We start from the raw sequence: 19,815 nt of genomic DNA on the forward strand, positions 1-19,815 counted from the left end.
GCTCACAGCAGGTGGCTGCGGCCCCAGCCGCGGGCCAGCCGGTACGTGGCCACGGCGCCGCCGGCCAGCGCGATGGCCAGGCACACCAGCGCGGGACGCAGCATCGCGCCGGCGTCGTCGGCGATGGCCGCGTGCAGCATCGACATCGCCCAGTAGCCCGGTGAGCAGGGCGCGATGTCCCGGGCCCACTGCGGCATCAGGCTCACCGGCACCAGCGCCCCGCCGATCGCGCTCACCAGCATCGCGCCCAGGTCCGTCACCATGCCCAGGTCACCCCGGCTGCGCACCAGCGTGGCCAGCGCCGCGCCGAGCGACAGGAGGGTGACGCCCCAGATCGCGATGGCCAGCAGGAGCAGGCCCGCATCGACGGGCACGGCCATGCCGATCACCAGGCAGCCGAAGCACAGCAGCACCGTCTGCTGGAGCACCAGGATGACCAGCGCGGGCACCGTCTTGCCCAGCAGCAGTTCGGCGCGGGCCGCCCGGCTGGCGCGCAGCCGGTCCCAGGTGCGCCACTCGCGCTCGACCATGATGGAGTTGCCGACGATGGCGAGCGCGAACACCGAGAACATCACCAGCGGCCCGGTGACCGCCTGGAGGGTGCCGGTGTCCAGCGACTTCATGTACAGCGGTTTGAAGACCACCATCAGCAGCATCGGCATCACGATGTAGCTGATCATCTGGCCCGGGTCGCGCAGCCGCAGCAGGGCGTTGTGCCGGATCAACAGGCCGGTGCGGCGCAGGGATTCAGTCGCCATCGGTGACCGCCAGGGCTCGGTAGAGGTCGTCCAGGTCGGGGTTGCGCACGTCCACGTTGCTCACCGGGCGGGTCGCCTCGGCCAGCAGCCTGGCCAGGGCGGCGGTCGGATCGGTGGTGGAGACCCGCACGTGGCTGTCGTCGTCGAAGGAGACCCGCACCTCACCGGGCAGGCCCTCCAGCAGCTCCGCGCTGGTGCCCCGGGCGATCACCCGGCCGCGCCGGGCCACCGCGATCGTGGCCTGGAGTTCGGTGAGTTCGGTCAGGTAGTGCGTGGTGTAGACGACGGCGGCGCCCTCGGACGCGCGCTGCCTGACGGTGTCCAGCAGTGCCTGACGGGTCTCGGGGTCGGCGCCCGCGGTCGGCTCGTCGAGCAGCAGGAGCTTCGGGCGGTGGATCAGGGCCACCGCGGCCTGCGCCCGCCGCTGCTGCCCGCCGGAGAGCACCCCGACCGGGCGGTCGAGGAACTCGGTCAGCCGCAGCGCCGCCGCCAGCTCCCCGACCTCCTCGCCCAGCCGCGCCTTGCGCAGCCCCGACAGACCACCGAAGAGCCGCAGGTGCTCGCGGACCGTGACCGGCGGGTACAGGGCGATGTGCTGCGGGGAGATGCCGATCAGTTCGCGGGCCCTGGCCGGTTCGCGGCCGCTGACCGTGGCGGTGCCGGAGTCCTGCCGGATCAGACCCGAGACGACCTCCACGAACGTCGTCTTGCCGGCGCCGTTGTGGCCCACCAGCCCGACGATCTCCCCGGCGCGCACGGTCAGTTCGAAGCCGTCCAGGGCGCGCACGTCCCCGTAGCGCTTGTGCAGGCCGCGCACCTCCAGCACGGCGGGGCCGAAGGCGTCGGGCACGTGGTCCCGTTCCGGTTCTGGCGGCGCCTGGGTCGCCCGCCGGGCGCCCGCGGCGGCGGTCGGTGAGATGGTCAACGGTCCTCCCGGGACTCGATGCGGTGCCGGCTCGGGGCGTTCCCGGCCGGGCGGTGGATGTGGCGGACGGGGGCGCGTCGTTCGGCCGCGCCCTGGCGGTCGCCGTGCGCGGTGTCGAAGGCCTGCGGGGTCGCGCCGGCCAGTCCGTAACGGCTCTGCCGCGCGGGCCCCGACCAGCGGCCGGGCACGGCGGCCGGGCTCACGGGAGTCCCGCCGGGGACGGCCGGACGGCGGGCGGTGCGCCGTCCGCGTTCCCGGGCCAGGCGTTCCAGGGCCGCCGACGCGAGCGACTGCCAGTGCGCCGTGCCCAGTTGCTCGAAGGCGGCGAGCGCCGCGCGCAGCCGGGCGGTCGCCTGGTCCCAGCGCCGCTCGTTGAGGTCGAGGACGCCCAGCGAGTGCAGCAGCGCCGCCTCGCCCAGCCGGTCACGGGTGCGGCGGACCGCCCACAGCGCGGTGGCGTGGCTCTCCCGCCAGTCCTCCCAGCGGTGTTGGGGTTCCGCGAGCGCCCCGATGGCGAGCGCCAGGTGCCAGCAGTGCGCGGTCTCGCCCGCCTCGGCGGCCTCGCGTACCGCGCCGGTCAGCGCCTTGCGCTCCTGTACGTACCAGCCCGCGGGATCGGTGGCGACCTCGTCGACCACCGAACGCTCCAGGCGTGAGCGGGTCGGGTCGCCGTGCTCGGCGAGCGGGACGCCGCCCAGCCGCAGCACCGCCTCGTCCGCCAGCGTCAGCCAGGCGCCGAGCATCCGCCGCCTTGCCTCGGGCCACGCCTCGCGCGCCTGCTCCGCCAGGCGTTCGGCCGCGAACAGCCGTACCAGGCCGCGCAGTCGGTAGCGCGCGGGACCCCGCTCGCCGTCGGCCACGTCCACCAGCCGGGCGTCCACCAGCGCCTCCAGCACGTCGCAGGCGGTGGCCGGGTCGACGTCCAGCAGCGGTGCGGCCGTCCACGCGGCGAAGTCCGCCTCGGGAAGCCCGCTGAGCCGGGCGAACAACACCCGTGCCAGGGACGGCAGCCGGTCGTGGGCGGCAGCGAGGGTGGCGCGGATGTCCAAGCCCTCGCAGGACAGTTCGTCCAGGCGCCGCGCCTCGTCGCGCAGCCGGTCGGTCAGCCGGCCCACGCTCCAGTGCGGCCGTGCCGACAGCCGCGCCGCCGCGATGCGCAGCGCCAGCGGCAGCCCGTCGCACAGCTCGACCAGGTCGATCGCCTCGCTCGGCTCGGCCGCGATCCGTTCCGCGCCCGCCATCGCGGCCAGCATCTCCACGCCCTCGTGGGCGCTGGGCACGTCCAACTCGACCACGGCGGTGCCCGAGGGACCCGACAGCCTGGCGCGGCTGGTCACCAGCAGGCGGCAGGTGGGCGTGCCCGGCACCAGCGCCCGCAGCTGACCCGCGTCGGCCACGTTCTCGACCACGATCAGGGTGCGGCGCTTGGCGATGGCGCTGCGGTAGAGCGCCGCCCTGCTGTCCAGGCCCTCGGGGATCGCGGCGGCCGTGAAGCCCAGCGCCCGCAGGAACCGCTCCAGCACCTCCGCGACCGGCTCGGGACCGGTCGCCCCGTGCGGCAGCTCCGCGTACAGCTGGCCGTCGGGGAAGGCGGCGGCCAGTTCGTGCGCGGTCTCGGCCGCGAACACCGACTTGCCCACCCCGGCCCGGCCGCTCACCACGGCGACCTGCATCGGCTCTCCGGACTCCACGTGGCCCGCCGGGTCCCCGGTGACCGTGCCCGCGAGGCTGCGGCACAGCCGCTCCAACGCGGCGTGGTCACCGGTGAAGTGCGCGACCCGTCCCGGCAGCATGCGCGGCACCGGCATCGGCGCCAGGGCCGTGGGGGCGGCGGGCGCCGCGGCCGGTTCGAGATCGGCGGAGCCGTTGAGGATCGCCAGGTGCAACCGGTGCAGCGCGGGCGAGGGTTCGAGCCCCAGCTCCTCCACGAACGTCCGGCGCACCGTGCGGTACGCGGCGAGCGCCTCCGCCTGCCGCCCGCACCGGTACAGCGCCAGCATCAACTGCCCGGCCGGACGCTCACGCAACGGGAACTCCGAGACCAGGGCCTTGATCTCGCCCAGCACCTCGTGGTGGAGCCCGAGCCGCAGTTCCGCGTCCAGGCACTCCTCCAGCACCTCGAAGCGGCGCTCGGCGGCCCCGACCAGCTTGGCCTGCACGACGTCGCTGTCCGCTCCCGACAGCGGCTCGCCGCTCCACAGCGCCAGCGCCTCGCGGAACGCGGCCCTGGCACCGGCCGCACGCCCGTCGGCCAGCGCCTGGCGGCCTCGTGCCACCAGGTCGTCGAAGTGGTGCAGGTCCAGCTCCCCGTGGGCCAGGTCGATGGTGTAGCCGAGCCCCTGCATGCGGATGCGATGACCGAGCCCGGCCCGCTCCAGACCGCGCCGCAGCGCGGAGACGGCTGTCTGGATCTGCGCCCGGGCGGTGGTCGGGGGAGTGCTGCCCCACACCGCGTGCACCATCGTCTCCAGCGGCACCGGGTGGTTGTCGCCGAGCAGCAGCAGCGCGAGCACGATCTGCTGGCGGCGGGCGGTCACGGCCACCGGTCTCGGCCCGCGTACCTCCAGCGCCCCGAGCACGCGGAACAGCGGGAGGCCGCCGGTCCGTTCGGGATCCGCACCCGGAGGGGTTCTTCGCGTGGCGTCGGGAGAAGCCGGGCCGGAGGAGGCCGGGTCCGGGAAGGCGGGGTCCGGGGAAGCGGTGCGCTCCGCGTCGCCGTTCCCTTCGCCCGCGGGCGCGCCGGGGCCCCCGGGGGGCGGTGCGGTGTGGGTCGCCATGTGCGTTCACCTTCCTGCTGTGTCGTGCCGGGGGACGCCGCGTTCACGGGCGGGGAGAGGGTGCGGTGCGGGGCAGGCGTGTTCAACGGATGCGGGCGGGCGGCGTCAGGGGCCGCCGTGCCCGCGTCAGACCAGGAGTTCGCGGGGTGCGGGATGGCCGAGGAACGCGGTCGGGCTGGCAGTGAGCCCGTACGCCCCGGCCTGGAAGACCGCGATGAGGTCGCCGACCCGCGCGGACGGCAGCTCGACCGCCTTGCCCAGCAGGTCCAGCGGGGTGCACAGGCAGCCGACGACGTCGACCGTCTCGGTCTCGGGTGGCGCGCCCGGTGCGCGGTGGGCGACGGCCATCGGGTAGTTGCGGCGGATGGCGCTACCGAAGTTGCCGGTGGCGGCGAGCTGGTGGTGCAGTCCGCCGTCGACCACGAGGAACGTGGTGCCGCGCGACTCCTTGCGGTCCACGACGCGGGTCAGGTACACGCCCGCCTCGCCGACGAGATGGCGGCCGAGTTCGATCACCACGCGGGCTTGCGGCAGGCGCGGGCGGATCGAGGTCTCCAGCAGTTCGGCCAGGTTCTCGCCGATCGGCGCCAGGTCCAGCGCCCGGTCGCGGCGCGCGTAGGGGATGCCGAAGCCGCCGCCGAGGTTGAGGTAGCGCACCGGGGCGGGCGCGAACCCGGCCAGCTTCAGCACCAGTTCGACGGTGGCCCGCTGGGCGGCGCGGATGCTGTCGGCGTCGAGGTTCTGGGAGCCGGCGAAGACGTGGAAGCCCAGGAAGTCCACCTCGGCGGTGGGGATCCGGCCCAGTAGTTCGGGCACCTGCTCGGAGTCCACGCCGAACTGCTGCGGTCCGCCGCCCAGCCGCATCCCCGAACCCCGCACCGCGAACGGCGGGTTGACGCGCAGCGCGACCCGGGCCCGTACGCCGAGCCGTCCCGCCACCTCCCGTACCCGTTCCAGCTCCAGGGCCGACTCCAGCTCGACGGTGACGCCCGCCGCGATCGCCTGTGTCAGCTCACCGGTCGTCTTGCCGGGTCCGGCGAAGCTGATGCGGGAGGCGGGCACGGTGGTGTCGAGCGCCCGCAGCAACTCGCCGCCGGACGCCACGTCCAGGCCGTCCATCAGCCCGGCCAGATGCGCCAGCAGGGCGGGCAGGGGATTGGCCTTCACCGCGTAACTCAGCTCCACGCCCTCCGGCAGCCCCGCCCGCACCCGCGCCACCCGGCGGGAGACCAGCGTGCGGTCGTAGACGAAGAACGGGGTGGACCCGGCGCGCGCCGCCAGCAGATCGGCCCGCACACCACCGATCGTGAGCGTGTCGCCGTCGAAGGGGAACGCGGTGGGATCGGGGTGCGGGAACGCCGTCCCGGTGACCGGGGCCACGACGCCCGCGACGCTAGTCGCACGCGCCGCCATCAGGCTTCCTCCCGTGTCCGGCATCAGCCCTCCTCCAGCGTCCGGCGCAGCCCGGCCCGGTCGAACTTGCCGTTCACCGACCGCGGCAGCCGGTCCAGCACCACCGTGCGCCGCGGCAGCATGAACGCGGGCAGGTCGGCGGCGAGCGCCCGTTGCAGCGTCGCGGTGTCGCAGGGACCGGACACCACCAGGACGACGTGCTGGCCGAGCCGTTCGTCCGGCAGGCCCAGCGCCACCGCCTCCGTCACCAGACCGGTGGCGTACACCGCCTCCTCGACGTCGGTGGGGCTGATCCGGTAGCCGGAGGACTTGATCATCTCGTCGGAGCGCCCGACGAAGTACAGGTAACCCTCCTCGTCGCGGTAGACGGTGTCCCCCGACCACACCGCGATCTCGCGCGGCGACCCGCCCCACGCCGCGTCCACGCCCGGCGGGCGGTGCTCCGCGGCGGCCGGGACCGGGCGGAAGCGCTCGGCCGTGCGCTCCGGGTCGTTCCAGTACCCCAGCGACACCAGCGCCCCGCGGTGCACCAGCTCACCGTGCTCGCCCGGCCCGCACGGGGTGCCGTCGGGGCGGACCACCAGCACCTCCGCGTTCGGGATCGCCCGGCCGATCGAATCCGGCCTGCGGTCGACCTGACCCGGGTCGAGATAGGTGGAGCGGAACGCCTCCGTCAGCCCGTACATCAGATACGGCGCCGCCTTCGGGAACAGCTCCCGCAACCGCTCCAGGGTGGCCCCCGGCATGCGGCCCCCGGTGTTGGCGAAGTACCGCAGCCGCGCGGCCGCCTCCGCCGGCCACTGCTGGCCGGCCAACTGCATCCACAGCGGCGGCACGCAGGTCAGCCCCGTCACCTGATGGCGTGCGCACAACCGCACCACGTCGGCCGGTACCAGGTAGTTGGTGAGCACCACGTGGGCGCCCGCCGCCAGCGCCGTCGTCAACTGGCTGAAACCGGCGTCGAAGCTGAGCGGCAACGCGGCCAGGATCGTGTCGTCCGCGGTGTGCCCCAGATAGCCCGCCACGCTGTCGGCCCCCGCGACCAGGTTGCGGTGCGAGAGCATCACGCCCTTGGGCGCGCCGGTGCTGCCGGAGGTGTAGAAGACGGCCGCCAGATCCGCGTCGACCACCGCCTCCGCCCCGGGCACCGGGCCGCAGCCGCCGCCGGTCAGCGTCTCCCAGCCGACCGTCCGCCACGGCAGGCCCGCCGAGGCCACCGTGCCGGTGTCACCGGCGACCACCACGTCCCGTACCGACGTCGTGGCGGGCAGCGCGGCGCGCACGGTCTCGTACCGCTCCGCCGTGGTCACCACCGTGACGGCCGCGCAGTCCGCCGTCACGTGTGCCAACTGCCGTGCCTTGAACAGCGGGTTGACGGGAACGAAGACTGCACCGGCCGCCGAGGCGGCGAGCATCGCGACGACGGTCTCGACGCGTTTCTCCGCGTAGACCGCGATCCGGTCGCCGCGCCGCACCCCGAGCCGGTGCAGCCCGGTCGCCGCCGCGGCCACCTCCTCGGCCAGCGCCGCGTAGCCCACGGTCCGGGACCTGAAGGTGAGCGCGGGCCGGTCCGGGGCGCCGCGCAGCACCAGCCGGTCCACCCTGGGGGCGAGCGCCTCCCGCGCCGGGCCGGGATCGCGGGTCAGGTCGCTGCCCGCGGCGCTCGCCCCTGCGCTCGGCGGGGCGCCGACCACCACGTCAGTCATTCAGGGCCACCTGCGGCGTCACGAACTCCTCGACCGCCGCCCACAGCGCGCCCACGGTGGAGAAGGTCTCCTCGGTCAGCAACTCGTCCGACAGCTCCACCCCGAAACCGTCCTCCAGGTCGGCGAGCAACTGCACGACGCCCATCGAGTCCAGGCCCAGGGCGGCCAGGTCGTCGTCCGCCCGCAGCTCGCCCCCCTCGGCGTACGGCAGATGGGGCAGCAGGGCGTCCTGGAAGGAGCGCGGTATGTCCATGGTCATCTCGTGAGTCCCTGTCCGTCGCGTCGGGTCGGCGCGAACCGGCCACCGGGGGCGACCGTCGCACCGGCCGTCCCGAGTCCTTCCGGAACGGCTCGCTGTCGGCTACGAATTCACAACCTCGCGCTCTCAACGCACCATCGTCACGCCATCGCCCTGCCCCGGCCGGGCCGTCCGCACCGGCCGCCCGGTCGCTTCCGGCCGCTCCACCGGGACGCGAGCGGGGCCCGTCGATAGCGCATCGATAGCGGCGCGGCCACCGGGCCGTCGGACCGGACAGCGCGACGGGCTCGCGGTGATGGCGGGCCCCAGCACGATGGGCCGTGTTCGCACCACGGCAGCTTGGTATTCCACAGGGGAGGCAGCCCATGACCAGCGCGAGCGCGCCGGTGCCGCAGGAGGCACGGGACTTCGGGGCGGCGACGATCGACGGCGGCCCGGACGACGGACCCGTCGCCGCCGTCTACCGGTACGCGGCCCGGCGGGGAGCACTGGACACCGCCGCTTTCGGCATCGTGGCCGAGGAGTTGGGCCTGACCGTGCCGGAGGTCTTCTGCGCGGCCACCCGGCTGGTCGAGCTCCATCTGCTGCGCACCCAGGAGGGCCAGGACGACGGCGGGGTGCTGCTCCCGCTGGACTCGCGCTCGGCCGCGGCCCTGCTGGTCTCCCCGATCGAACGGGCCATCTTCCAGCAGCGCGAACTCGCCGACCGGCTGCGGGACCGGATCGCGTCCATCGCGGGAACGCCCGAGGGCGCGCCCGGCGCGGCCGACGCCGTCGAGGGGGTGGCCGAGATCCGCGGCATGCTGAAGCTGGCCGCCGGAGCCTGCCGCACCGAGGCCGCGATGCTGCGCCCTGGACACGGGGACGACCCGGTGGTGGACGAGTTGTTCGACGCCTGCCACGGCTCGCTGGACCCCAGGGTGGGCGTACGGGTCGTCGCGCCGCACCGCGACCGGGCCGACTTCGGCTCGCGGGCCCGCGTGAAGCGGACCGCCGAGAGCGGCGCGTGGGTGCGCACCCTGCAACGCGTGCCGCAGACCGCCGTGGTCTTCGACCGCTCCCTCGCGGTGCTGGTCACGCTGCCGGAGGACGACGGGGTGCCGACCGCCCGTCAGGTGACCGACCCCGGTGTGGTGGCCTTCGTGATGGACGTCTTCGAGCTGCTGTGGGAGGGCGCGACCCCGTTCAGCGCCGAGGAGCACGGGTACGACGAGGGCATCGCCGACGACGTCCAGCAGTCGATCGCCCGGCTGATGGCACAGGGGCTGACCGACGAGGTGGTGGCCCGGCGGCTGGGCATGTCGGTGCGCACCTGCCGCCGCCACATCGCGGCGCTGCTGCGCAACCTCGACTCCGTCAGCCGCTTCCAGGCCGGCGTGCAGGCGGCGCAGCGGCTGGTGGCGGTGGTGGCCTGAGGCGCTCCGGCGCGCGGGACACGGCGAGAGGGTGCCGGGCGAGCCGCCCGGCACCCTCTCGCCGTCGTCCCGGGACCGGCTCATCCCACCGGGACCATCCGCCGGGCCAGCGCCGCCAGCGGCCGGGCACCGGTGAAGTCGGACACCTCCAGTCCCGTCCAGCCCGCGGCACGCAGTTCCGCCGCCACCCGCGGCAGCCGCAGCACCCGGCCGCCCGCTCCGGTGTATCCGCGTCCCGCGTCCACCGACGCCAGTCCGTTGACCCGGGCGACGACACCGGTGAGCGCGGTCAGGGAGGCGGGGTCGTCCGGGCGCTCGGGGGGATCGGCCGGCGCCCCGCCACGATCCGGTACGGGCGGGAACCCGGGCAGCGCCGTCATCGCGGCGAAGTCGAGGTCCGCCGTCCCGTCCCGGTGCGCCTGGAGCAGCCGCGCGTAGCCGCGCAGGAAGCGTTCGGCGTCGGACGCCTCCATCACCTCGGCCAGGCAGTCCAGCGCCACGGTCACGCCGTCGTCCCACTCGTGGACGCGCAGGTACGCGTCGGTCGCCGACCGCGCCCACGCCACCGGTTCCGCGTTGCGCACCAGCCGCTCCCTGCGGCTGCCGCACGAACGTCCGGCGTGCGTGAGGAAGTTGACCTCGGGTGCCGCCCGCAGCGTACGGCCGCGCCGCTCACCCTCCAGGGCCAGCGCCTCGATCACCTCGTCGTACGCGGCGTAGGCGTGCTGCTGGGCGAGGCGGGCCCGTTCGGCGACCCGGCGCACCACCTCGGAGAAGCGCGGCGTGCCGCCCAGGTCGACGCACACGAGCGCGGGGGAGAACATGCAGGTCAGCGCCGACGTCCTGGGCCCGGCGCCGCGATGGCTGGTCAGCTGGCGCAGCGCGATCCGCTCCTCGCCGCAGTACGCCGCCATGGTGACCGCGTACGCCGCCAGGTGCACCGCGGACGGCCACACGGCATGCCGCGCGGCGATCTCCCGTACCACGGGCAGCAGTTCGGGCGAGGTCAGCGAGACGCCGTACGCCACCGGCCCGCCGGAATCCACCTGCCCACCGGGCTCCGCGGGCCCGCACGACTGCGCAGGCCCACCGGAAGCAGTGGGCCGCTCTCCCGCGCCGCGAGGAACACGGCGGCGGGCGAACTGGTCGGCCGGGACCCGGGCGGCCTCCTCGCGCCAGTGCCGCAGCGCCGCTTCGCGTTCCGCCGCCGGGCGAGCCGCCTCCAGGGCCGCGAGGTCCGTGGGCTGGTGGGCGACCGCGGGCAGTCGCGCGGGACGGCCCGCGACGGCGGCGGTCAGCAGCTCCTCGAACTCGCCCTTGAAGACCTCCAGGCTGCCGTCGTCGAACGCGACGTGGTTGAAGACCACGACCAGCCGCACCGGCACGCCCCCGGTCGTCACCGCGCACGCCCGCATCGGCCACTCGGTCGCCATGTCGAACTCGGTGCCGGCCAGCTCGGCCACCACCGCGGCGGGCCCGGCGGTGCCGTCCGCATCGGTGCTCGCCACCCGCAGTGGCAACGGGCCCGGCGGCTGCACCCGTTGGCGCGGCCAGGGCAGCGCGTCGGCGTCGTAGACCGTGCGCAGCGTCTCGTGCCGCAGCACCAGGTGGTCCAGGACCGCCCGCAGCCGGGACAGCGACAGCCCCTCCGGCAACGGGCAGTTGGCGACGATGTGCGCGTCGTGCCGGGCCCCGGGCGGCACCTGGTGGTAGCGCAGCCAGTGGTAGCGCTGCCCCCAGCACAGCTCGGAACTCCTCACCTCGGGCATCCCGCCCCTCCCTCCGGTCCGCGGTCAGGTACGAGCATCCCGCCGGAACGGAAAAAGGCGCAGCGTTGCGCGATGGCACAATCCGGGCGGTCAAAAGCTGACACCGGGAAGGGCTCCGTAAAACCGCGCACCGGGTTGACGCGGCATTCCCCGATCCGTGAATCTCCTGGTGTCGGAGAAATTCGGGTCCGACTCCCGCGACTCCGGCCGGAGTTCGGGACATCTTTCGATGACCAGGAGTGGTTCATGTCGAAGATCGCCGCCAAGGAAGCCAGCAAGATCGCGTCCAAGGTCGCCGCCAAGTCGGCGAGCAAGTCCGCCTCGAAGGTGGCCTCGAAGGCCGCGAGCAAGGCCGCCAGCAAGGTGGCGTCCAAGGTGGCCGTGAAGGAGGCCAGCAAGGTCGCGTCGAAGGCCGCGTCCAAGGCTGCCTCCAAGGCCGCGTCGAAGGTGGCCTCCAAGGTCGCCGCCAAGTCGGCCTCCAAGGTCGCGTCGAAGGTCGCCGCCAAGAGCGCGTCCAAGGTCGCCTCGAAGGTCGCCTGATTCACCGTCGGTGTGGCGCCGGACCGCGCACGCGGAAAAACGCGGCCGGCGCCACGCCGAAATCCGGAATTCACCAGGAAGGACCATCCGATGGAACGCGCGGAAGTCATCGAGCACCTGCGGAACTCGCTTTCCGTGGTGCTGGACCGGCCGCTGCCGGAGTTCAATGCGGAAACGCGGATCCTGGAGGACCTGGGGCTGGACTCCATGCGTTTCATCGAACTCCTCATGAGCCTCGAGGACACGATCGGCCTGGAAGTGGACCCGGAATCCCTCGAACCCGAGGTGTTCCGCGACGCCGGCTCCCTCGCCGACTACATCAGGACCCGGCTGGACCCGGCCCACGCCTCCGCCTGAGGCGCCGGGACCGCGTCACGCTCCCTCACCAAGGACGGAACCGACCATGCGCGACACGATCGCACGATGCGAGACGACCGCCCACGCGGAAGGACTCGCGGCCGGTCTGACGCAGGCGCTCGCCGCCGCGCGGGACGGCTTCAGCCCCCCGGGCCGCGTCGCCGCGCTGCCCGCCGACCGGGTCCCGCCCGGCGCCGCGGCGGTGCGCAACCGGCTCGCCGAGCGCGAGGGCATCGGCTGCTTCGTCTGGCCCGGCCGCGAGGCGGAACGACCCCATCACGTCCGGCCCGGCCACGAGACCGAACGACCGCATCACGACGGCGCGTCGGACGACACGACGACGGAGTTCGCCGTGCTGCTCGGCGCGGTCCGGCTCGGCGCGACCCGGCGACTGCTCGAACACGCCGTCACCCACCTGTCCGGCCGCACCGTCGGCGGCGAACCGACGCTGCGCAAGCAACTCGTCCTGGGCACCGTCGCCGACGTGATGACCGGTGTCGAGGCCGCCCGCCACGCCCTGCTGACCGGCGCGAGCGTGCCGGACGCGGTGGCCGACACCCACGAACGGCTCACGGAACTCGACTGGGAGACCACCAAACTGCTCGGCGCCAGCGGCTATCTGGCCGACGGCCCGGCCCGCACGGCCCACGTCTCCCGCCTGCTGGCCGACTGCTGGGTGGCCGCGCCGGGAGGCACCCCGTGACCGGCACCGTACTGCGAGGAGCACCGATGACCGAGCTCGACGCCCCTTTGCGGGAGTTGCGGGGCATGTGCCGCGAGGCGGCGCGCGACCTGCGCACCCGGGCCCTGGCCGTCGACGCCGACCCCGCCGACGTCGAACGCCACCTCGACTCGCCCACGCTCACCCTGATCCGGGTGGCCAGCACGCCCAAGCGCTTCCGGGCCGACGGCTCGGTGGACGACGGCGGATACTCCGGCAGCTGTCTGGCCCGGGTGATCGCCGGGGTCGAACTCGCCCGTGGCGACGCCGGGTTGATCTGCGCCAACACCGGCCCGTCGCTGGCCGGAGTGGCCGTCGACGCGCTCGGCAGCGAGGCGCAGCAGGAGGCGTTCTACGACGCCATCGCCGACGGCCGCACCTGGACCTTCTTCGGCATGACGGAACCGGACCGCGGCAGCGACGCCACCGCTATGGAGACCCGGCTGGAGGCGGCCCCCGACCCGGCCGACGGCATGCTGCTGACCGGCGCCAAGCGCTACGTCGGCAACGCCTCACGCGGCCGGATCGGCGTGGTCTTCGCCCGCACCGGCCGCACCGCGCTGTCCGTCCGCGGCGCCGTCGTCCGCATACCCGCCGCGGGGTACGAGGCCACGCCGCTGGACATGATCGGGCTGCGCGGCGCCCGGATCTGCGCGATCGACCTGAACGGGGTACGGGTGCCCCGCGAGGACGTGCTCGGCGCCCACCTGCCCGCCTCCCGGCGCGGCCTGTGGGGCATCGGCCGCACCTTCAACGTCATGCGCACCCAGATCGCCTCCATGGCCCTGGGCGTCGCCCTCGCCGCCCGCGACCTCGTGCGCGAGGAGCGCCCCGGGTGGAGCGGCCACGAACGGGTCTCCGCCCGACTGGATGCGGCGCTCGCCCTGCTCCACGACGCAGCCGTCCAGGTCGACCACGACCCCGACGCCCGGCGCCCGCCGTCCGTCGCCAAGCTGCACATCACCGACCTCGCGGTGCGCACCACCCGCTGGGCCGCGCACGCCCTCGGGCCCGGCGCGATGCTGGAGCACCCACTGCTGGAGAAGTGGTGTCGTGACGTCGCCGCGTTCGAGTTCATGGACGGCACCAGCAACATCCAGCGCCTCCACATCACCCACGACGTCGCCACCCGCGCGACGGCACCACGGCCGTCGGCCGGCCGCGTGACGACCCCGACCGCCGACCGCGTGACGGCACCTCAGGGGGCGGCATGACCGCCGCCGCCGCACCCTCGTGCCGCCGGGTCGAGGCGCGCGAGTCGTGGCCGCACTCCTGGGCGGCCCGCCCGCCGCGCGACGAGGACCACGCCGCGCTGCTCGCCCTGTTCACCGAGCCGGACTTCCACTTCCGCACCCATCAGCCGGACCTGCTGCCCGAGTGGCAGGTGCTGGAGCTGATCGCCGAGGACCGCACCCACGTGCTGCTGGACGGCGGCGAGGTGGTGGGCCTCTACGCCTTCGAGGAGATGGGCGGCGACCACGCCGGACACGACCTGCTCCACCTGCGCCTGACCGCGCGGCTGCCGCTGACCGCGTGGACCTCCGCGTTCGAGGCGATCGTCGCGGGTGAGCTGTTCCACCGCGAACTGGTGCGACTGGAGCTGCGCGTGGGGCAGTTCGACGCCCGCGGACTCGACGCCGCCCGCACCTTCGGCCTCACCGAGGAAGGCACCCTCGCCCACCTCGTCGTCCACGACGGCGAGCGCGCCGGGTACGTCTTCTTCTCGCGGATCTGGGAGCCGTCATGAGACTGCGTGGATACCGCGGCGACGACCTGCCGCTGCTGAGCGGCCCGTGGCTGCCCGGCGAACTGCTGGGCCTGCCCGCCCCCGGCCGCCCCGCCCTGGCCCCCGAGGCCCGCTTCGCACCGCCCGCCGACACCTCCGTCGACCTGTGCGTGGCGCCGGAGGCCGGCTGCGTGCGCTACACCGAGCTGGACTGGGTCAACCGCCGCGCCCGGCTGGAGATCGGCGTACGGCCGGACGCCACCGACTCCGCCGCCGAACTGCTGCACGCCGCCCTCGTCCACGGCTTCCGCACGCTCAACCTGCACCGCGTCTACGGCTGGGTGACCCCGTACGCCGAGGACCGCACCGGACTGCTGGAGCACGCCGGGCTGCGCCTGGAGGCCGAACTCCCGCAGGCGCTCTGGCTCGACGGGCGCCCGGCGACCCGGCAGATCTGGGGGAGGGTCCACCATGGCTGACATCGCACGGCTGAGCCTGCCGCAGGCCGCCCGGTTGCTGGCGGCGACCGACCCGGCCGCCGCCCGCGGCTTCCTCGGCCTCGACCCCGTCACGCAGAACGGCGCCCTGCTGGTTAAGGAGATGACGCTGCGTCAGATCTCGGTGCACCAGGTCGGTGACGCGCTGTACGGCCACGCGCCCAACCCGCACCAGCCGCGCCAGGCGTTCGTGGCCGCCACCGAGGCCGATCCCACGGCGCTGCGCGCCTTCCTCGGCTACCTCGCCGCCTACCGACGCCACACCTCCTACGTGGCGCTGCTGCCCGAGGGATCCCCGGTCACCGCCGGGTTCGAGGCCGGCGGCTTCGTCCGCTCCGGCACCCTGCCCGACCACGCCTACCGCTCCGGCCGGTACGGCGACGTCGCGGTCTACTACGCGGCACGGGAGGACTGATGTCGTTCGTCACCGTCAGGCACTTCACCGAGGACGACGTGCCGACCCGCATCGCACTGCTGCGCGAGTCCCGCTTCCAGGCGAACCTCACCGACTTCGCCGTCGTCAGCTCCGACGACGACCTGACGGCAGGTCAGTTTCGGACCATCGCGGAGGAGCACGACACCAAGCGCATCCTCACCCTGTGCGCCCCCGGCGGCGAGACGGTCGGGTTCGCCTGGATCACCTCCATCGACTGGCGCGCCCAGACCTGCGAGCTGTCCTTCGGCGTCCTGCCGCGCTACCGCGGCGCGTTCGGCGCCAAGGCGGTCATCGCCGCCCACACCCACATCCGCCGCGAACTCAACATGCGCGTCGTCATCAACCAGGTGCTGGAGCACAACACCATGCTGGTCTCCGCCGGCGACCTCACCGACCGCCGCCGCGTGCGCTGCGCCTACGACTCGTACACCGTGGGGGAGTGGCGCACCGCCTGCTACTGGACCGAGACCCAGGAGGAGGCGCAGCGCACCCTGGACGCCCTCGACGAGCGTCGCCGCGAGATCGCCGAGCGCATCCGGGCCACGTCGGCGAAGGCGTCCGCGTCATGACCGGGCCCGCCGCGTCCGGCGGCTACCTGCGCCACCCCACCCTGCGGGGCGACACCGTCGTCTTCTGCTGCGAGGACGACCTGTGGACGGTGTCCGCCGACGGCGGCGCCGCGAGCCGCCTGACCGCCGACGGCGTCCCCGTCAGCCACCCGAGGCTCTCCCTGGACGGCACCCTGATCGCCTACGTCGGCACCCGCGAGGGCCCGCACGAGGTGTACGTGGTCCCGCTCGCGGGCGGCCCCGCGCGGCGGCTCACCCACCAGGCGGCCCGCTGCGCGGTCACCGGATGGCACCCGGTCACCGGCGAGATCGTCTACGCGAGCACTGCCGGGCAGCCCGAGGGCTTCGGCCACCGGCTCTTCGCGGTCGCCCCGGACGGAGGACCGCCCCGACTGCTGTACGAAGGCCCGGGCGCGGCACTGTCGTTCGGCCCGGGCGGCGGCGTGGTGTTGGGCCGCAGCATGGCCGACCCGGCCCGCCGCAAGCGCTATCTCGGCGGCGCGGCAGGCCAGTTGTGGACCGACACGGCGGGCAGCGGAGTCTTCGAACGCCTGCCGCTGCCCGGCGGCAACCCGGCCGATCCCTGCTGGGTGGGCGACCGGATCCACTTCACCGGCGACCACGAGGGCAACGGCGAGGTGTACTCCTGCCGCTCCGACGGCACCGACCTCGTCCGCCACACCGACCACGGCGACGCCTACGTGCGCGCGCTGTCCACCGACGGCAGACGGCTCGTCTACCAGTGCGCCGGCGCCCTCCACCTGCTCGACCCGGCGCTCGGCACCCCGCGCCGCGTCCCGGTGCGCCTCGCGGTCTCCGGCGCGCAGCACCGCCGCAGGATCGTCACCGCCGCGGGCTTCCTCGACCACGCGCGCCTGAGCCCCGACGCCGACCGGCTCGCGGTCGTGGCGCGCGGCAAGGCGTTCACCATGGCGCCGTGGTCCGGCCCGGTGCGGCGGCACGGTGTCGCGGAGGGCACCCGCTACCGGCTGCTGGAATGGCTGTCCGACGCCCGTCGCCTGGTCGCCGTCGCCGCGGACGAAGGCCCGGACGAGCGACTGGCGCTGCTGTCCGCCGAGGGCGGCGCCGAAGTGGCCGTGCTTCCGCTCGGCGGGCACGGCGTCGTCACCGCGCTGGCCGCCGCACCCGTCGGCGGGCGCATCGCCTTCACCACCAGCCGCCAGCAGTTGTGGCTGGTCGACGCCGACGACGCGGGCAGCGACCGCGCCGACGGCTGGCGCACGCCCCGGCTGCTGGACGCCAGCGCCCACGAACGCATCGAGGACCTCGCCTGGTCCCCGGACGGCCGCTGGCTCGCCTACGCCTTCCCCGGCACCGCCCGCACCACCGCCATCAAGGTCGCGGAAGCCGCCACGGGCCGCACCTTCCCCGTCACCGCACCGGTCCTGCGCGACACCCTGCCCGCCTTCGACCCGGCCGGCCGCTACCTGTACTTCGTCGGACAGCGCGACCTGACCCCCGAGCACGACCAGGTCGAGTTCGAGGTGGGCTTCCCGTTCGGCGCCCGCCCGTACGCCATCACCCTGCGCGCGGACGAACCCCCGCCGTTCACCGGCGCGTTCGGCCCCGAGCGCGAACCGGGGCCGGACGGCCGCGTCCAGGTGGAGATCGACGCCGAGGGCATCGAACGCCGCGTGGTGCCGTTTCCGGTCCGCGAGGGCCGCTACGCCGCCGTCGTCGGACTGCCCGAATCCGTCCTGCTGCTGACCGTGCCGGTCGCCGCGCCGGACCCGGCCAGACCGCGCGCCGTCCCCGAGGGCACCGTGGCGACGGTGGAACTCGACACCGGCGAGGTGACCGACGAATACCTGGGCCCGGTCGACGAGTTGAGCACCGACCCGGACGGCGAGCTGCTGCTCTACCGTCACGACCACCGGCTGCGCGTGGTCCGCGCCGGGGCACCCGCCGAGGCGCTGGCCGAGTACGACCACCCGCAGGCGCCGCCCGGACGCCAGACCGGCTGGATCGACCTGGAGCGGGTCACCGTGCCGTTCCGCCCGGCCGCCGAGTGGCGGCAGATGTTCCGGGAGGCGTGGCGGCTCCAGCGCGAGGGCTTCTGGAACGCGGCCATGTCCGGCGTCGACTGGCCGGCCGTGCACGACCGCTACCTGCCGGTGCTCGACCTGGTGGCCACCCGCTCCGAACTGTCCGACCTGCTCTGGGAGATGCAGGGCGAACTCGCCACCTCGCACGCCTACGAACGCGGCGGCGACTACGGGCTGCCCGAAGGCCACCAGCAGGGCTTCCTCGGCGTGGACTGGGACCCGGCGCAGGACGCGGACGACCACTGGCGCGTCGCCCGCGTCCTGCGCGGTGACCCGTGGGACCCCCGGGCCACCTCCCCGTTGGACCGTCCGGGCGTGTGCGTGCTGCCCGGCGACCGCATCGTCGCGGTCGACGGCCGCCCGGTCGGCGCCGCGGGCCCCGGCGAGCTGCTCACCGGTCTCGCCGACCGTGAGGTGGAGCTGACGGTACGGCGCGACGGCGCGGCCCCGCGCCGGATCGTGGTCCGGGCCGCCCGCGACGAGGCCCGCGCCCGCTATCTCGACTGGCTCGCCGCCAACGCCGCCCACGTCCACGACGCCTCGCACGGACGGCTCGGCTACCTCCACGTGCCCGACATGTTCCGCACCGGATACGCCGACTTCGTACGGCAGTTCCTCGCCGGACTCGACCGCGAGGGACTGGTGGTCGACGTGCGGTTCAACGGCGGCGGGCACGTCTCCCCGCTGCTGCTCGACCGGCTCGCCCGGCGCCGCGTCGGCGAGGAGCACGGCCGCTGGAGCGGCGCGCTGCCCTACCCGCTGGAGTCGCCGCGCGGACCGATGGCCGTACTCGTCAACGACCAGACCGGGTCCGACGGCGAGATCTTCGCCCACGCCTTCCGCGCCCGCCGCCTCGGCGCGCTCGTCGGGACCCGCACCTGGGGCGGCACGATCGCCACCTGGCCACGGCACGAACTCGTCGACGGCACGGTCACCACCCAGCCGGAGTTCTGCTACTCCTTCCGTGACGTCGGCGCGGGCCTGGAGAACCGTGGCGTCGAGCCCGACATCGAGGTCGACGTCCCTCCAGTGCGGTCCGGTCCCGGCGAGGACCCCCAACTCGCCGCAGCGGTCGCCCACTTGCTCGGTGTCCTCGCCACCCGCGACGAACCGGCGGCGGTCCCCCTCACCGTGGGCAGCCCCGGATGACGCCGACCACGGCCCCCGCGCCGCCGCTGGCGCGCCCGCGCCCGGGGGAGTGCCACGTGTGGACGCTCCCGGTGCGCCACCGCCCCGAATGGCTCGACGTGCTGACCGCCGCCGAACGCGCCCGTCTCGACACCCTCGGCGACGGCCCGGCCGCCGCGACCCACCTCACCTCGCGCGCGGTCCAGCGCCTGATCGGATCGGGCTACCTGGGCGTGCCGCCCGCCGAGATACGCATCGGCCGCCGGTGCGAACACTGCGGGGCCGGACACGGCCGCCCGCGCTGGACGGGCTCCACGCTCGACTACTCCGTCTCGCACGCCCGCGAATGGCTGGTGATGGCGGTCGTGGGCGACGGACGCGTAGGCGTCGACATCGACCGGCTCGACCCCGGCCAGAACCCCACCGCGCTGGCCGCGCACACCCTCACCGCCGCCGAGGCCCGCGACTTCGCGGCGCTGCCCGCCCACCGCAGGCCGCAGGCGTTCCTGACCGCGTGGACCCGCAAGGAGGCCGCGATGAAACTCACCGGCCACGGCCTGGCCGCGCCCCCGTCCCGCATCGACGTCACCGGCCCCACCGCGCACGCCCCCGCCGTCCCCGCCTGGCCCCGCGACCCCGTCCACCTGCGCCCCCTGCCCGCACCGCCCGGACACACGGCGGCCCTGGCGACCACGCACCCGGTCACGTCGATCAGCCCGTCGGGCCTGCCCTGGGCATGAAGGCGCGCGGACG

General features: G+C 74.6%; 18 protein-coding genes. 11 read left to right on the plus strand and 7 right to left on the minus strand.

Annotated features, from left to right (window positions below; all coding sequences use genetic code 11):
- Positions 1 to 2: 2 nt before the first annotated feature.
- The 6 genes from K7472_RS10670 to K7472_RS10695 all read right to left on the minus strand — a co-directional run bounded on the left by K7472_RS10670 (position 3) and on the right by K7472_RS10695 (position 7,838).
- A complete protein-coding gene (locus tag K7472_RS10670; protein ID WP_222976553.1) occupies positions 3 to 758 on the minus strand; it encodes an ABC transporter permease in 756 nt (251 codons plus the stop codon).
- Positions 748 to 1,683, minus strand: a complete 936-nt coding sequence (locus tag K7472_RS10675; protein ID WP_252395381.1) for an ABC transporter ATP-binding protein — start codon at positions 1,681 to 1,683, stop codon at positions 748 to 750. Before K7472_RS10675 ends, K7472_RS10670 begins: the two co-directional genes overlap by 11 nt.
- Positions 1,680 to 4,460, minus strand: coding sequence for an AfsR/SARP family transcriptional regulator (locus K7472_RS10680; protein ID WP_222976555.1), 2,781 nt, complete (start codon positions 4,458 to 4,460; stop codon positions 1,680 to 1,682). The genes K7472_RS10675 and K7472_RS10680 overlap by 4 nt, the downstream gene beginning before the upstream one ends.
- Positions 4,461 to 4,586: 126 nt before the next feature.
- On the minus strand, positions 4,587 to 5,897 hold the full coding sequence (locus K7472_RS10685; protein WP_222976557.1) for a pyridoxal-dependent decarboxylase, exosortase A system-associated: 1,311 nt from the start codon (positions 5,895 to 5,897) through the stop codon (positions 4,587 to 4,589).
- Complete coding sequence (locus K7472_RS10690) at positions 5,897 to 7,579, minus strand: acyl-CoA ligase (AMP-forming), exosortase A system-associated (protein WP_222976559.1); 1,683 nt, start codon at positions 7,577 to 7,579, stop codon at positions 5,897 to 5,899. Before K7472_RS10690 ends, K7472_RS10685 begins: the two co-directional genes overlap by 1 nt.
- A complete protein-coding gene (locus K7472_RS10695) occupies positions 7,572 to 7,838 on the minus strand; it encodes a phosphopantetheine-binding protein (RefSeq protein ID WP_252395382.1) in 267 nt (88 codons plus the stop codon). The genes K7472_RS10690 and K7472_RS10695 overlap by 8 nt, the downstream gene beginning before the upstream one ends.
- Before the next feature lie 365 nt (positions 7,839 to 8,203).
- Here K7472_RS10695 and K7472_RS10700 point away from each other — a divergent pair, with 365 nt between their 5' ends.
- Entirely contained in the window at positions 8,204 to 9,253 is a 1,050-nt protein-coding gene (locus K7472_RS10700) for a helix-turn-helix transcriptional regulator (RefSeq protein WP_222976561.1), read from the plus strand.
- 80 nt (positions 9,254 to 9,333) lie between these two features.
- On the opposite strand, the gene K7472_RS33220 is transcribed toward K7472_RS10700, so the two are convergent.
- Positions 9,334 to 11,022, minus strand: coding sequence for a condensation domain-containing protein (locus K7472_RS33220; RefSeq protein ID WP_222976563.1), 1,689 nt, complete (start codon positions 11,020 to 11,022; stop codon positions 9,334 to 9,336).
- Between the two features lie 246 nt (positions 11,023 to 11,268).
- Between K7472_RS33220 and K7472_RS10710 the strand changes: the two genes are divergently transcribed.
- The 10 genes from K7472_RS10710 (at position 11,269) to K7472_RS10755 (ending at position 19,802) form a co-directional block, all read left to right on the plus strand.
- Positions 11,269 to 11,562 (plus strand): hypothetical protein, encoded by a 294-nt coding sequence (locus K7472_RS10710; RefSeq protein ID WP_222976565.1) that lies wholly within the window; start codon positions 11,269 to 11,271, stop codon positions 11,560 to 11,562.
- 90 nt (positions 11,563 to 11,652) lie between these two features.
- Complete coding sequence (locus tag K7472_RS10715) at positions 11,653 to 11,919, plus strand: acyl carrier protein (RefSeq protein WP_222976567.1); 267 nt, start codon at positions 11,653 to 11,655, stop codon at positions 11,917 to 11,919.
- 46 nt (positions 11,920 to 11,965) lie between these two features.
- Positions 11,966 to 12,622, plus strand: a complete 657-nt coding sequence (locus tag K7472_RS10720; RefSeq protein ID WP_222976569.1) for an acyl-CoA dehydrogenase family protein — start codon at positions 11,966 to 11,968, stop codon at positions 12,620 to 12,622.
- 26 nt (positions 12,623 to 12,648) lie between these two features.
- Complete coding sequence (locus tag K7472_RS10725) at positions 12,649 to 13,854, plus strand: acyl-CoA dehydrogenase family protein (protein WP_222976571.1); 1,206 nt, start codon at positions 12,649 to 12,651, stop codon at positions 13,852 to 13,854.
- Positions 13,851 to 14,387 carry a hypothetical protein gene (locus K7472_RS10730; protein ID WP_222976573.1) on the plus strand — a complete coding sequence of 179 codons (537 nt, stop codon included), beginning with the start codon at positions 13,851 to 13,853 and terminating at the stop codon, positions 14,385 to 14,387. Before K7472_RS10725 ends, K7472_RS10730 begins: the two co-directional genes overlap by 4 nt.
- Complete coding sequence (locus K7472_RS10735) at positions 14,384 to 14,845, plus strand: GNAT family N-acetyltransferase (protein WP_222976575.1); 462 nt, start codon at positions 14,384 to 14,386, stop codon at positions 14,843 to 14,845. Before K7472_RS10730 ends, K7472_RS10735 begins: the two co-directional genes overlap by 4 nt.
- Positions 14,838 to 15,278: a hypothetical protein gene (locus K7472_RS10740; protein WP_222976577.1), complete on the plus strand. Its 441-nt coding sequence runs from the start codon at positions 14,838 to 14,840 to the stop codon at positions 15,276 to 15,278. The genes K7472_RS10735 and K7472_RS10740 overlap by 8 nt, the downstream gene beginning before the upstream one ends.
- On the plus strand, positions 15,278 to 15,868 hold the full coding sequence (locus tag K7472_RS10745; protein WP_222976579.1) for a GNAT family N-acetyltransferase: 591 nt from the start codon (positions 15,278 to 15,280) through the stop codon (positions 15,866 to 15,868). Before K7472_RS10740 ends, K7472_RS10745 begins: the two co-directional genes overlap by 1 nt.
- Positions 15,865 to 19,083, plus strand: a complete 3,219-nt coding sequence (locus tag K7472_RS10750) for a S41 family peptidase (protein WP_222976581.1) — start codon at positions 15,865 to 15,867, stop codon at positions 19,081 to 19,083. Before K7472_RS10745 ends, K7472_RS10750 begins: the two co-directional genes overlap by 4 nt.
- Positions 19,080 to 19,802: a 4'-phosphopantetheinyl transferase family protein gene (locus K7472_RS10755; protein ID WP_222976583.1), complete on the plus strand. Its 723-nt coding sequence runs from the start codon at positions 19,080 to 19,082 to the stop codon at positions 19,800 to 19,802. Before K7472_RS10750 ends, K7472_RS10755 begins: the two co-directional genes overlap by 4 nt.
- The last annotated feature ends 13 nt before the right edge of the window (positions 19,803 to 19,815 follow it).

Origin of the sequence: Streptantibioticus parmotrematis (genome assembly GCF_019890615.1) — a bacterium.
In the GTDB taxonomy this organism is placed as follows: Bacteria; Actinomycetota; Actinomycetes; order Streptomycetales; family Streptomycetaceae; genus Streptantibioticus_D; species Streptantibioticus_D parmotrematis.